This is a genomic window from Neobacillus vireti (genome assembly GCF_036962465.1).
Classification (GTDB): domain Bacteria; phylum Bacillota; class Bacilli; order Bacillales; family Cytobacillaceae; genus Neobacillus; species Neobacillus vireti_B.
In genome coordinates this window covers 70,435-83,543 of record NZ_JBALNF010000008.1, presented here as the reverse complement: position 1 = coordinate 83,543, position 13,109 = coordinate 70,435, and the positions used below count along the sequence as shown (strand labels likewise).

At 42.7% G+C, this 13,109-nt stretch carries 14 protein-coding genes and 1 other annotated feature; of the genes, 12 read left to right on the top strand and 2 right to left on the bottom strand.

Features of this window, described 5'->3' with window-relative positions; genetic code table 11:
• Positions 1-15 precede the first annotated feature (15 nt).
• Positions 16-97: a sequence feature (ribosomal protein L21 leader region), on the top strand.
• Positions 98-110: 13 nt separating this feature from the next.
• From rplU to pheA, 7 genes are all read left to right on the top strand, one after another.
• Complete coding sequence (gene rplU, locus V7077_RS03775; protein WP_160721963.1) at positions 111-419, top strand: 50S ribosomal protein L21; 309 nt, start codon at positions 111-113, stop codon at positions 417-419.
• A gap of 16 nt (positions 420-435) precedes the next feature.
• Positions 436-780 carry a ribosomal-processing cysteine protease Prp gene (locus V7077_RS03770; protein ID WP_335498504.1) on the top strand — a complete coding sequence of 115 codons (345 nt, stop codon included), beginning with the start codon at positions 436-438 and terminating at the stop codon, positions 778-780.
• A gap of 1 nt (position 781) precedes the next feature.
• A complete protein-coding gene (rpmA, locus tag V7077_RS03765; protein ID WP_098529850.1) occupies positions 782-1,078 on the top strand; it encodes a 50S ribosomal protein L27 in 297 nt (98 codons plus the stop codon).
• A gap of 192 nt (positions 1,079-1,270) precedes the next feature.
• A complete protein-coding gene (locus V7077_RS03760; protein WP_335498503.1) occupies positions 1,271-1,816 on the top strand; it encodes a Spo0B C-terminal domain-containing protein in 546 nt (181 codons plus the stop codon).
• Positions 1,817-1,852: 36 nt separating this feature from the next.
• Positions 1,853-3,142, top strand: coding sequence for a GTPase ObgE (obgE, locus tag V7077_RS03755; protein ID WP_335498502.1), 1,290 nt, complete (start codon positions 1,853-1,855; stop codon positions 3,140-3,142).
• Between the two features lie 30 nt (positions 3,143-3,172).
• Positions 3,173-3,622 carry an ACT domain-containing protein gene (locus tag V7077_RS03750; protein ID WP_335498501.1) on the top strand — a complete coding sequence of 150 codons (450 nt, stop codon included), beginning with the start codon at positions 3,173-3,175 and terminating at the stop codon, positions 3,620-3,622.
• 69 nt (positions 3,623-3,691) lie between these two features.
• The gene (gene pheA, locus V7077_RS03745) at positions 3,692-4,546 is read left to right on the top strand and encodes a prephenate dehydratase (protein ID WP_335498500.1); all 855 of its coding nucleotides are present in this window, start codon (positions 3,692-3,694) and stop codon (positions 4,544-4,546) included.
• Between the two features lie 39 nt (positions 4,547-4,585).
• Here the strand turns inward: pheA and V7077_RS03740 are convergent, their stop codons facing one another.
• A complete protein-coding gene (locus V7077_RS03740) occupies positions 4,586-5,122 on the bottom strand; it encodes a transcription repressor NadR (protein WP_335498499.1) in 537 nt (178 codons plus the stop codon).
• A gap of 30 nt (positions 5,123-5,152) precedes the next feature.
• A complete protein-coding gene (locus V7077_RS03735) occupies positions 5,153-6,325 on the bottom strand; it encodes an IscS subfamily cysteine desulfurase (protein ID WP_335498498.1) in 1,173 nt (390 codons plus the stop codon).
• A 99-nt stretch (positions 6,326-6,424) separates the two neighbouring features.
• Here V7077_RS03735 and nadB point away from each other — a divergent pair, with 99 nt between their 5' ends.
• The 5 genes from nadB to V7077_RS03710 all read left to right on the top strand — a co-directional run bounded on the left by nadB (position 6,425) and on the right by V7077_RS03710 (position 13,086).
• Positions 6,425-8,002 (top strand): L-aspartate oxidase, encoded by a 1,578-nt coding sequence (gene nadB, locus V7077_RS03730; protein ID WP_335498497.1) that lies wholly within the window; start codon positions 6,425-6,427, stop codon positions 8,000-8,002.
• Complete coding sequence (nadC, locus tag V7077_RS03725; protein ID WP_335498496.1) at positions 7,971-8,819, top strand: carboxylating nicotinate-nucleotide diphosphorylase; 849 nt, start codon at positions 7,971-7,973, stop codon at positions 8,817-8,819. The genes nadB and nadC overlap by 32 nt, the downstream gene beginning before the upstream one ends.
• A 1-nt stretch (position 8,820) precedes the next feature.
• The gene (nadA, locus tag V7077_RS03720) at positions 8,821-9,918 is read left to right on the top strand and encodes a quinolinate synthase NadA (RefSeq protein ID WP_335498495.1); all 1,098 of its coding nucleotides are present in this window, start codon (positions 8,821-8,823) and stop codon (positions 9,916-9,918) included.
• A 308-nt stretch (positions 9,919-10,226) separates the two neighbouring features.
• Positions 10,227-12,110: a SafA/ExsA family spore coat assembly protein gene (gene safA, locus V7077_RS03715; RefSeq protein ID WP_335498494.1), complete on the top strand. Its 1,884-nt coding sequence runs from the start codon at positions 10,227-10,229 to the stop codon at positions 12,108-12,110.
• A complete protein-coding gene (locus V7077_RS03710; RefSeq protein WP_335498493.1) occupies positions 12,097-13,086 on the top strand; it encodes an aminoglycoside phosphotransferase family protein in 990 nt (329 codons plus the stop codon). The genes safA and V7077_RS03710 overlap by 14 nt, the downstream gene beginning before the upstream one ends.
• Positions 13,087-13,109: the final 23 nt, after the last annotated feature.

The window sequence follows — 13,109 nt, the reverse complement described above, 5'->3', positions numbered from 1 at the left end:
GTTATGTTTGTAGCACCCGTGCTACAACCGCACAGTGCAGGTAGTAAGACTTTTGCATTTGCATAAGCGCCTGTATTTGGCGAGTCTGAGTTTATAAGGAGGTGCAGTTCATGTACGCAATTATCGAAACTGGCGGTAAGCAATTAAAAGTTGAAGAAGGCCAAGCTATCTACATTGAAAAATTAGATGTTGAAGCTGGTGAAACAGTTACTTTTGACAAGGTTCTTTTCGTTGGCGGTGAAACTGTAAAAGTTGGAAGCCCTGTTGTTGCAGGCGCTACCGTTACAGCTAAAGTTGAAAAACAAGGCCGTGCGAAGAAAATCATTGTTTTCAAGTACAAAGCGAAGAAAAACAACCGTAAGAAGCAAGGTCATCGTCAACCTTACACTAAAGTTGTCATCGAAAAAATCAACGCATAAGGTGTTGGAAAAATAGATGATTAACATTACGATTTATCGTACTGAGTCCGGAGCGATTCATTCTTTCGAAATGGACGGTCATGCATTGTTCGCAGATCGTGGCAAGGACATTGTTTGTGCAGGCGTATCAGCCGTATCTGTTGGTGCGATTAATGCGGTTCATGAACTAACCGGTGTCACGCCCGATCTAGAACATCGAGCAGATGGCTTTCTCCGCTGCGTTGTACCGGAAGACCTTCCGGTTGACGTTTATGAGAAAGTACAGCTTCTTCTCGAAGGTATGGCTGTGTCATTACGATCGATTGAAGAAACGTACGGAGAGCACATTAAAATAACCTTCAAAAAGCAGGAGGTGGAATGAAATGTTATTAAAATTAGATCTTCAATTGTTTGCATCTAAAAAGGGAGTAGGTTCTACAAAGAACGGACGTGACTCTATCGCGAAGCGCCTTGGTGCTAAGCGTGCAGACGGTCAATTTGTAACTGGTGGTTCTATCCTTTACCGTCAACGCGGTACAAAGATTTACCCAGGTGAAAACGTTGGCCGCGGTGGTGACGACACTCTTTTTGCTAAAATCGACGGCGTTGTAAAATTCGAACGTTTAGGTCGTGACCGTAAGCAAGTAAGTGTTTATCCAGCAGCTGCTCAAGAAGCGTAAGCAATTCATCAGAAACTCTAACCTGATTGGTTAGAGTTTTCTTTTTGCAATAAAGACCTCACTCATAAAATCTTCTTAGAAAGCTCTTTTTGCCTCTAAAAAACTTTTCTTATACAAAAAAGTCTACTCAAGTATGTTTTTTTGATATACTAACAGCAAACAGTGTCAACACTTAAATGTGGGAGTGTACATATGGGGAAAGAATGGGATATCGTGGAAGTGCTGCGGCACTCACGACATGATTGGCTAAATAAGCTGCAGCTAATTAAAGGAAATCTGGATTTGAATCGGATTGACCGGGCAAAACAAGTGATTGACGAAATCGTAATTGAGACCCAGCATGAGACCAAACTATCAAATTTACATATGCCTTTATTTGCAGCGCTGCTTTTAAAATCGAACTGGGAAAATCCTTCCTTTAAGCTCGAATATGAGGTGATGTTTGATCCAGATGCCTCAAAAATTAATGATCTGGCTGTGACGAAGTGGACACATGCCTTTTTTGGCAATTTGAATCAAGCCATTGAGCCATTTCAAGAAAATAATCTATCAATTACCATAGAACCGCAATCAGACGGTGTTCGTTTCTTTTTTGATTTTAGCGGGATAATAACTAACAGAGAACTGATTGAGGGCTTCCTATCTGATAAAACGTTTGATTTGTCGATCAAGGAATTTACAGAAACGGAACTCTCCCTCGAGTTATTTATGCCAATGCTGAAAAATAACTCGGTTTAATTTGAATTTATTTATGTGCAAGACTGGAGGAATAAGATGTTTGTCGATCAAGTTAAGATATATGTAAAAGGCGGTGACGGCGGAAATGGTATGGTTGCCTTTCGCCGTGAAAAATATGTACCAAATGGCGGCCCTGCCGGCGGAGATGGCGGAAAGGGAGCTAATGTCGTTTTTGAAGTAAATGAGGGCTTACGCACACTAATGGATTTCCGTTACAAGCGTCATTTTAAGGCGGAACGCGGAGAACACGGCATGTCGAAGGGAATGCACGGCAGAGGCGCTCAAGATATGATTGTTAAGGTTCCACCGGGAACGGTAGTCCTCGATGCTGAAACAAAAGAGGTCATCGCTGATTTAGTCGAGCATGGCCAAAGGGCGGTTATTGCCAAGGGCGGCCGCGGCGGACGAGGAAATACCCGTTTTGCCACCCCGCAAAATCCAGCACCGGAGATTGCTGAAAATGGTGAACCAGGACAAGAACGAGATGTGGTTCTTGAGTTGAAACTTCTTGCTGATGCAGGTCTAGTAGGTTTCCCAAGCGTAGGGAAGTCGACCTTATTATCAGTCGTATCATCGGCAAAGCCGAAAATTGCGGAATATCACTTCACTACGATTGTTCCTAATCTTGGCATGGTAGAAACAGAAGATGGCCGAAGCTTTGTTATGGCCGACCTGCCGGGATTGATTGAAGGCGCAAGTGAAGGTGTTGGCCTTGGTCATCAATTTTTGCGGCATATTGAGCGGACAAGGGTGATTGTCCACGTGATTGATATGGCAGCAACTGAAGGCAGAGATCCATACGAGGATTATTTGACCATTAATAAAGAATTACAAGAATATAACCTCAGATTAACGGAGCGCCCGCAAATCATTGTCGCAAATAAAATGGATATGCCGGATGCTGAGGAAAACTTAAAAATGTTTAAAGAGCAGTTAGAAGAGGATTATCCGATCTTTCCAATTTCTGCCCTGACGCGAAAAGGTCTTAGAGATCTATTATTTGCGATTACGGATAAAATTGAGCAGACACCAGAATTCCCGCTTGAGCATGAAGAAGAAGTAACGGGCGTACATCGTGTATTATATAAACATGAGGCCGATCCAGATGCCTTTACCATTACTAGAGATCCAGACGGCTCATTTGTTTTATCGGGTGAGAAGCTCGAGCGTTTATTTAAGATGACGGACTTCTCAAGAGAAGAATCTATCCGCCGTTTTGCACGCCAGCTGCGCGGTTTTGGGGTCGATGATGCCTTAAGACAAAGAGGGGCTAAAGACGGGGATATTGTGAAGTTGTTAGAGTTCGAATTTGAGTTTATTGAGTAGTTTTCCGTCCAAGAACGAGGTAGAGTTGAAATGGATAATTTTGATAAAAAGTTTTACCTGGTCCGTGAGGATGTTTTGCCGGAAGCGATGAAGAAAACCCTTGAAGTGAAAGAAATGCTTGATCGGGGCAAAGCAGAATCGATTGCAGATGCTGTTCTTAAAGTGGACCTAAGCAGGAGTGCCTTTTATAAATACAGGGACACGGTTTTTCCTTTTTCGACGATTCAGAAGGAGAAGATTATTTCCCTCTTCTTTCATTTAGAAGACCGCTCAGGCACGTTGTCTAACTTGTTAAGTGTCGTTGCTGGATCAGGCTGTAATGTGCTGACCATACATCAGACGATACCGCTCCAAGGCAGAGCAAATGTGACATTGTCCTTAAATACATCGAACATTATAACAAAGCTGGACGAGTTATTAACGGAACTAAGAAAACTTGAATTTGTTGAAAAAGTGGAAGTGCTGGGAACAGGCGCGTAGTGGACAAGATCCACTATGGGCCGGGTCTTCAGCCTTCCTTTTTAAAAATATAGAGGAGTGGGGAGAATCATGAAGGTTGGTTATTTGGGGCCAAAGGCAACATTTACAGAATTAGCTGTGAGTAAAGTTTTTCATGGATTCGAGCTGGAACCATTTAGCACGATACCGGAAAGTATAGATGCCATAGCGGATCAAAAAGTGAATTTGGCGGTCGTTCCTGTTGAAAACGCGCTTGAAGGTTCAGTAAATATTACACTAGATTATTTAACGCATGTAGTTGATATTCCGATTGTCGGAGAAATTACGCTTCCGATTAAACAGCATTTGATGGTTCATCCTGCTAATAAGGACCATTGGAGGGAAGTTTCCAAAGTATTTAGCCATTCCCATGCAATTGCCCAGTGCCATAAGTTTCTACATACCCATTTTAAAGGTGTACCGATTGAGAGCATCACATCAACCGCTGCGGCCGCGAAGATGGTCATGGAGCAGCCTAAATTGAATGCGGCTGCAATTGCAAATGAACTCGCAGCAAAAGAATATGGTTTGACCATCGTTCAAAAGGACATTCATGATTTTCATTTTAACCATACGAGCTTTTTTGTTTTATCAGAGCAGGACTTGGATTTTGCAGAAATAAGCGGATCATCGCATTATAAAACAACCCTTATGGTGACACTGCCTTCAGATCAGGCTGGTGCCCTTCATCAGGTACTATCAGCGTTTGCCTGGAGAAAATTGAATCTTTCAAAAATTGAGTCAAGACCGATGAAAACAGGAATTGGAAATTATTTCTTTATTATTGATTTGGAAATGAAACTTGACGAGGTGTTAATTCCCGGAGCGATTGCTGAACTTGAAGCACTTGGCTGTGGTGTCAAAGTGCTTGGGAGCTATCCATCTGTGATGGTAAATTTAGATTAAGAGAAGAGACCCGTGCCAAGCTGCAGCGGGTCTCTTTTTTCATTCGATTATGAATCCTTCTTTTTTTAGGGCTTGTTCTGCTTGATCTAAGACCTCGGGATTTGAAGCTGAAATCGTATGGAGGTGATAACCGCCGGTTAACTCCGATAATAAGGAGGCCTTCGTGCTTGTAAGGTTTTCCATGAATTGCTTAACCTCATGGCGGTTTGCCACCATTACGGATGCCGTTAAATCACCGTAAACGGAGTGTTCGATTTTTACATCTTTAACAAGTACACCATGGTCAACAAGTAGATTTAATTCTTTCTCTGTGTCTGCCGGCGAATGTTTGCAGGCTATTGTTCTTTCAAATGTAGGAATACTCGAGCTTGTCTTTAAATAAATATAGCCTTGGCTTGTGGCAATAATAGGTTCATTCTTAGCTTTAAGAAGGGTAATATCCCCTACAATTACTTGTCTGCTTACATTAGTTCTAGCCGCCAGTTCACTGCCTGTGAGCGGTTCAGAGCTGTCTTTCAGCTGCTGGAGAATGAACGACCTTCTTTCCTCCCCCAAAATCTTCTTTTGATCAGCCATAAAAGACCTCCTATAGTTTTTTCTATCTTCCTATTCTAGCACAGAATGTTTCTTTCTATCACATGAGGCCATTTTGAATGATTCCACAATCCTGACCACGGTCTCACCGAGTGTAATTACTTGCTCCTTTGTGGAGGAATGCCCAAGCGAGATTCGGATAAATTCCTTTGCTTCGTTTTTATCTAAACCAAGTGCCTCTGTCACCTTTGCGGGGGCTTGCATCCCGATTTGGCATGCGCTTCCAGTGGAGATGGCAAAACCTAGCCGGTTGCATTCAAGCATCATCCATTGCCCTTCGATACCAGAAATCCGCATCCCAATAATATTGGCTAGCTGCCGATGATCATCAGCTTGATAAACTTCGACCCATTCTTTTATCGGTTCAAGCGTTTCAATAAAGGTATCACGCAACAATTGAAATTTAGTATAGTCCTCATCAAGTCGTCCGATAATTTTCTCGGCCGCCACAGTCAGTGCGGCGACCGCCGGGACATTGACTGTTCCAGGCCGAAGCCCGCTTTCATGTGAACCTCCCGGGAAAAAGGGCTTCCAAGCGATGCTGGGATTAATATAAACTCCGCCGATCCCTTTTGGACCATATATTTTGTGACCGGAAAAAGAAAAACTGCTGACTAAGGGCGCAAGGGTCTTTACATTTATTTTTCCAAAGGATTGGACAAAGTCGCTGTGAAGGTGAATTTTGTTCTCTTTTGCTATTTTCGCGATTTCCTCAACTGGCTGGATCGTTCCAATTTCAGAATTAACATGCTGCACGATCATTAAAACAGTTTCTGGTCTAATCGAATTAATAACAAGATTCATATCAATCAATCCATTTGAAGTAAACGGAATGTATGTTACCTCATAGCCATTCTTTTGGAGTCGCTTTAGCACACCATGGACAGAGGAATGCTCTGCTATACCGGCAATAATATGATTGCCGCTTTTTAATGGAGCGGACAAAAGAGCCTCAATTGCTAAAAAGTTTCCTTCCGAGCCGCCGCTTGTAAAATATAAGCCCTTTTTATTAACACCAAAAACATTTGCCAGTTCTTCCCGGCAATTTTCGAGTAATTGTTGTGATTGTCCGCCGATATCATGGAGGCTCTGGGTATTGCCAAAGTACTCAGTTGCTATTTTTACATAAGCCTCAGCAGCATCAGTATCTAAAGGAGTGGTTGCAGCAAAATCAAAATATATCATCCTATTTCTCCAATAATCTATTTTTTTAGTACTTGTTTTTAGTTTAATTCTGTGTAAATATATATGTCAAGACATCTGTTAATGCCAGGAGGGTCATCCATGACAAATGATGATGTAGTAATAATTGGTAGCGGAGTAGCAGCCTTACAGCTGGCTGTACAATTAAGTAATCATTTAAATGTGAGGATACTCACAAAGGGGAAATTAAGAACGGCTAACTCTTATCTTGCCCAAGGCGGAATTGCTGCCGCCATTGGTGCAAATGACCATCCGTCCAAACATTTTGGGGATACCCTGGAGGCGGGAAGATTTCATAATAACCTTGATACGGTTCGGGAAATTATTAACGCTGCCCCGTCTCTAATCCGAAATCTATCTCAGCAGGGCGATGTTTTTGATAAAGATCCTAATGGTGAATTATTCCTAGGGATGGAAGGTGCCCATAGAGAAAAGCGGATTGTTCATGGCGGTGGTGATGCGACCGGAAAAAATGTAATGGAGCATTTAATCAGCAGACTCCCCCAAAATGTGATTGTTGAAGAGGAAGTCTTTGCTTATGAATTATTATTAAACGAGGAAAAAACCGTTTGTATTGGTGTAAAAGCTAAACAATCGGATGGAACGATACAGCGATATCATGGCTGCCATATCATCATTGCTTCCGGCGGCTGCGGGCAATTGTTCACCTACACCTCAAATGCTATAACCGTAGCTGGAGACGGTATTGCCATGGCCTATTTAGCGGGGGCAGAAATCGCCGACATGGAATTTATCCAATTTCATCCTACCCTTTTGTATAGTAACGGGGAAACAAAAGGCTTAATTTCTGAAGCTGTTAGAGGTGAAGGGGCAATCCTTGTGACCGAAGACGGTACAGCCATAATGGAAGGGATTCATCCCATGAAGGATCTGGGTCCAAGGCATGTTGTTTCTCAAAGAATCTATGAATTTCTGAAAAAGGGAAAACAAGTATTTTTAGATATTCGCAGCATTAAAGAGTTTACCAAAAGATTTCCTTCTATTACGGCACTTTGCGAAGATAATGGAATTTGCTTAGCGGGGGGGAAAATCCCGGTAGCTCCTGGCAGCCACTTTTTAATGGGCGGAATTAAAACAGATTTAATCGGACGTTCTTCCATTAAGGGGTTATATGCAATCGGGGAAGCGGCATGTACAGGATTGCATGGTGCCAACCGCTTAGCGAGCAATTCTTTATTAGAGGGGCTTTATCAAGGTGAGCAATTATCTAAGTGGATTAATGCTGCCAGAACAAATTCGCAACCATTTGATTCTCGTGATTTCTTCCCATCTGCAATTATCCAAAAGGTGAAATTGCCTGATGTTCAATTGATAAAGGATACCATGATGGAGCGGGTAGGGATTGTTAGAAATGAAGCAGATTTGAAAATGCAGCAAGCTTGGCTGGCTCAATTCGGTGCCGATAGGGTCCAGTTAGATACTTGTTCCGAGACGGACCTGACAAAAATCTTTATGGTGATTACAGCCAGTTTGATTACGGAAGCGGCATTACAAAGGACGGAAAGCCGAGGGGGGCACTATCGAAGTGATTTCCCGTTAGAAGATAATCAAAAATGGCTGCGAAAAACCATTATTCATAAATACAATCGGGGATTGGAGAAAAACAATGAATTCACTAAAACTGCGCTCGCAACTTGAGGAATTTTTTATCGAAGATATTGGGGAACAGGATTTAACCACTGATCTCATTTTTACGGATAATACAACAGGGAAAATTGTTTTTCTTTCAAAGGATGAGGGTGTCTTTTGCGGAGAGGAAATTATCAAGACCGGTTTTCAGCTTTTAAATCAAGATATTAGCATCGAGCTACTTGTGAAGGATGGCCAAGCCATCAAGAAGGGACAGGAACTTGCCCATATTTCTGGAAAAATCTCTGATTTACTAAAAGGAGAACGAGTGGTCCTTAATCTGGTTCAACGGATGAGCGGTATCGCCACCTTGACACAAAAGGCCGTATACACGCTTGACAGCAGTCATACAAGGGTGTGTGATACACGAAAAACAACCCCCGGCCTAAGAATGCTTGAAAAATATGCGGTTCGCTGCGGAGGCGGCTTTAATCATCGTTTTGGGTTATACGATGCGGTTATGATTAAAGATAACCACATTTCCTTTGCTGGCTCCATCTCTAAGGCAGTAGAGGCTGTCCGGGAAAAAGCAGGCCATATGGTAAAAGTTGAGGTCGAGGTAGAAACGCTGGAACAAGTACTGGAAGCAGTCGATGCTGGTGCGGATGTGATTATGTTTGATAACCGAACCCCCGATGAAATTAAGGAATTTATCAAACTCGTCCCGGCTGGGATCATTACCGAGGCTTCCGGCGGCATCCAATTATCAAACATCGCGGACTATCGTGACACAGGGGTAGATTATATTTCCCTAGGGCTTCTCACCCATTCCTATAAAGCTCTGGATATCAGTGTAAAAGTATTATGGAATAAAGGAGATGAGTAGAATGAGCTTCTTAGAAACTTTACAAAAGAATGTCATGATTCCTGAAAAATACAAGCAAATGACACGAGAAGAACTTGAAAAACGCGTAATTGAGGTAAAAAAACAGCTTGGCTCACGCTTATTTATTCCAGGTCATCATTATCAAAAAGACGAAGTCGTTCAGTTTGCCGATGCAACCGGAGATTCTTTAAAATTAGCGCAGTTATCGGCTGATAACAAGGATGCGGAGTATATCGTATTTTGCGGTGTCCATTTTATGGCCGAGACGGCTGATATTTTAACAAGTGACAATCAAAAGGTATTTCTTCCTGATATGCGTGCCGGCTGCTCAATGGCCGACATGGCGGATATCGAGCAAACAGAACGGGCTTGGGAAGAACTCCAAGAATTGTTTGGAGATACGATACTTCCGTTAACATATATCAATTCAACCGCAGCAATTAAGGCATTCGTGGGTGAAAATGGCGGCGCCACCGTTACCTCCTCCAATGCCGAAACCATGGTGAAATGGGCTTTTGGAATCAAAGAACGGATTTTATTTTTGCCTGATCAGCACCTAGGCCGGAATACGGCAGCAGATTTAGGGATCGGCTTAGATGAGATGGCGATCTGGAATCCAATCACAAATGCGCTTGAATATGAGGGCGATGTGTCAAACATAAAAGTGATTCTTTGGAAAGGGCACTGCTCTGTCCATGAAAACTTTACGGTTCAAAACGTTGCCGATGTACGTGTTCAATACCCGGATATGAAAATTATCGTTCATCCGGAATGCCGCCGGGAAGTTGTTGAGTTAGCCGATATGGCGGGGTCGACAAGTTATATTATTAACGCAATTGAAAAGGCAGAGTCCGGTTCTGCCTGGGCGATTGGAACTGAGATGAATCTAGTAAACCGCATTATTAACGATCATCCGGATAAACAAATTATCTCATTAAATCCGCATATGTGTCCTTGCATGACCATGAACCGGATTGACCTGCCGCACCTAGTTTGGAGCCTTGATACACTTGATCAACCAAACAATATCATAAAAGTTAGTCCAGAAATGGCAGAAAAAGCAAAATTAGCGCTAGAACGGATGTTGAAAAATTCATAATAAGCGAAAAAAGATGCAATTTATCCTGTTGCATCTTTTTTTCTTACCTTTAAAAAGGTAATTTTTTAAACTTAGATGATATATCGGCGGTTTTTTTTTAAATATCGGCGGTTTTTACTAATTTATCGGCGGAAATATGCAAAATATCGGCGAAACTAGACTTTTATCGGCGCAAACGAATCTCACCGTATCTTTGGGGACTTATTCATAATTTTACAAAAGGAAGCATAGATTTTTTTGAAGAATGTTAGCACTTTGCCCATCTTCACATACACTATATGGACTTATGCCATAGGAGGGAAATCAGAGTGAAGATCCATATCGTACAGAAAGGGGATACTCTTTGGAAGATCGCCAAGAAGTACGGCGTGAATTTTGAAGAGCTGAAAAAGATGAATTCACAGCTCAGCAACCCTGATATGATTATGCCCGGTATGAAAATAAAAGTTCCAACAGCAGGTGGATCCATAAAAAAAGAAGCACCGATGGGAACGAAACCGGAAAAGACAATCAATTTAGGAACAAAGAAAGAAATGCCGATTGCTGAGCATCCGTTTGCCAAAGAGAAACCCGTTCCACTGCCAATCAAAGAGGCCCCAATTGTAAAAGAACAACCGATTGTAAAAGAGAAACCGATTGTGAAAGAACAGCCGATTGTAAAAGAGAAACCGATTGTGAAGGAACAGCCGATTGTAAAAGAACAACCAATTGTAAAAGAACAGCCAATTATAAAAGAAGCACCGAAAGCACCTTACACTCCAAAAATGCCTCTGCAAATCATCCCAGAAATTGATATAAACAATTATTATACGTCCAACATGACCAACATGACCGTTCAACCACAGCTTCCTCCTAAACCTGCTAACATACTTCCTGAGGTCAAAGAAGAAATAAAAAAAGAAATTCCAATTCCGCCTGCGGCACCTGCGAAAGAAATGCCAGTTGAAATGCTGCCGCCGCAAGACTATTGTGTACCAATTACGCCTGTAATGCCGGGACCTGGTTTCTGTCCTCCATCTGGAGGTATGCCGATGATGCCGCCTGTTATGCCTTATCCGGCAGTCCAAGGGGAAGGGTATATGCCACATCCAGGCATGGTCCATGGGACACCTGGATTTAATCCAGCTGTGGCTGGTACGTCCGTTATGCCGGGGCAATTTTACCATGATGAGTCATCATCCTTCATGCCGCAAATGCCTGGTGTAAATCCCGCCTATTCTCCTGGAGCGGTAATGGGAACCCAAACACCAATGATGGACCCTGCAGCATATGGTCAAGCACCAATGGTCTATGGTGGAGTTCCATCCGGAACAGCGCCAATGGGCTATGGTGGGGCACCAGTTGGGTCAACAATGCCTATGGGCTATGGAGGAGGAGGAGCACCAGTTCCAACTCAAATGCCAGCTGAATATGGTGGAACGCCAGCTGGAGCCGCACCAATGCAAGCAGGTTACGGAGGGGTTCCGGCCGGATACGGACAAAATCCAATGGGTTACGGAGAAATCCCGGTCGGATACGGACAAAATCCAATGGGTTACGGAGAAATCCCGGCCGGATACGGACAAAATCCAATGGGTCACGGAGGAATGCCAGCTGGATTTGGTCAAACCCCAATGGGTTTCGGAGGAATGCCTGCAGGATATGGTCAAATGCCAATGGGCTATGAGGGAATGCCAGGAGGAACAGTCGACCCAATGTCAGGGGCACAAGGTTATCCAGCTCCTTATCAAGGAGGGATGCCTCAAGCCTATCCAGGAGGTCCTGGAACCATGTATGGAAACCCTGGAATGGTTAATCCTTACGGAATGGGAACCGCACCATACGGATATCCGCAAATGGGCGGACCTGGACCCCAAGTAATGGGTATGCATGACTTTGAATCATCCGATTTTCATACACATGGAGCAGCAGGGCAAATGCCATATATGCCGTCAGCTCCAGCACAAGGGCTGCCAGTCGGAACCGGAGCTCTAAATGACTGTGGCTGTGGTGGCGGCGGAATGCAGCCTGCTGGAATGGTGCCAACAAGCCCGCCGCCAACCAGCTTTGTACCACCAACACCGCCAATTTACAGTGCTCCATATACAGGGCCTATGAATGTTGCCCATCCGCCTTATATGAATCCATACGGTGTAGGTCCAGCTGGAACAAATCCTTACGGTATGCCAGGTTACCGTGATGAGAGCAATTAATAAACCTGGTAAACAAAAGGGAGACGATGATTACTTGAATCGTCTCCTCTCTTATTTTCAATCACAGTTTCATGAGAAAGTTATTCAGCTGTTGATGGTCCGCAAGTCTGTCTTTTTATTAAAAACAGAAAATAATACCTATATTTTAAAGGGATATCATTCCAATAACAAACTGAAACTTCAAGAAGTCTTTACCGCCACCTTAAGAAAAGAAGGCTTTTTGAAAACATACCAATACTTATCCGGTCCGATCAAAGAACAGCTCTTTTTTGAGGGAACCTATTATGGCTGTATCGAATACCTTCCTCCACACAATACGCCCTTTTCTTATTCAACACAGCGAAATCGCCAAGAAGGCCTTGATCTGCTGAAACAATTTCACCAAACCACAGCTTCAGTTGAAAGTCGATACCGAACTTTGCTTTCTAAAAGTGATTTAATTGCAAAATGGACAGAAAGGCTCCGAGTTTTTTCAGGCAATCTTCCTTTAATAAAATACTTTTTAGATGATTACATGATCTCTGAACTAATTGTATGGGCTAACTGGTCATTGGCAGGGATGATTAAACACCGCCGCTTTTATCAAAAAGAACCGGTTGTAATTCTTCATGGTGATGTAGCCCATCACAATTTCCTGCGTGACAAGAAGGGACAGTTGAATTTAATTGATTTTGACTTAATTAGTATCGGTCCGCCCTCATTTGATTATTTACAGTATGCCAATCGAATTCTTCCCAATCTTGATTGGTCATTGGGAAAACTGGGAAGTTTAAAGCCAATAGGAAAATATTTAGATGAAAAAGCTTTTTTATATGCCTTAGCCTTCCCGGCAGATATTTTTCGAGAATGGAATCGGCTGATTCGGGAAAAAGGCTATAATGACCAGGCAAAAATAAGGATGGTTATGGATTTAACTGTTGATCAATTTCACCTAAGAAAAAAATTTATCAGCCAATTACAGGAAAAAGTGAAATGATTTTATCAGAATGAATTAGAACA

Coding starts and splice junctions, on each gene's coding strand:
- rplU (WP_160721963.1), top strand. CDS start 111: ATGTACGCAATTATCGAAACTGGCGGTAAGCAATTAAAAGTTGAAGAA.
- V7077_RS03770 (WP_335498504.1), top strand. CDS start 436: ATGATTAACATTACGATTTATCGTACTGAGTCCGGAGCGATTCATTCT.
- rpmA (WP_098529850.1), top strand. CDS start 782: ATGTTATTAAAATTAGATCTTCAATTGTTTGCATCTAAAAAGGGAGTA.
- V7077_RS03760 (WP_335498503.1), top strand. CDS start 1,271: ATGGGGAAAGAATGGGATATCGTGGAAGTGCTGCGGCACTCACGACAT.
- obgE (WP_335498502.1), top strand. CDS start 1,853: ATGTTTGTCGATCAAGTTAAGATATATGTAAAAGGCGGTGACGGCGGA.
- V7077_RS03750 (WP_335498501.1), top strand. CDS start 3,173: ATGGATAATTTTGATAAAAAGTTTTACCTGGTCCGTGAGGATGTTTTG.
- pheA (WP_335498500.1), top strand. CDS start 3,692: ATGAAGGTTGGTTATTTGGGGCCAAAGGCAACATTTACAGAATTAGCT.
- V7077_RS03740 (WP_335498499.1), bottom strand. CDS start 5,122: ATGGCTGATCAAAAGAAGATTTTGGGGGAGGAAAGAAGGTCGTTCATT.
- V7077_RS03735 (WP_335498498.1), bottom strand. CDS start 6,325: ATGATATATTTTGATTTTGCTGCAACCACTCCTTTAGATACTGATGCT.
- nadB (WP_335498497.1), top strand. CDS start 6,425: ATGACAAATGATGATGTAGTAATAATTGGTAGCGGAGTAGCAGCCTTA.
- nadC (WP_335498496.1), top strand. CDS start 7,971: ATGAATTCACTAAAACTGCGCTCGCAACTTGAGGAATTTTTTATCGAA.
- nadA (WP_335498495.1), top strand. CDS start 8,821: ATGAGCTTCTTAGAAACTTTACAAAAGAATGTCATGATTCCTGAAAAA.
- V7077_RS03710 (WP_335498493.1), top strand. CDS start 12,097: ATGAGAGCAATTAATAAACCTGGTAAACAAAAGGGAGACGATGATTAC.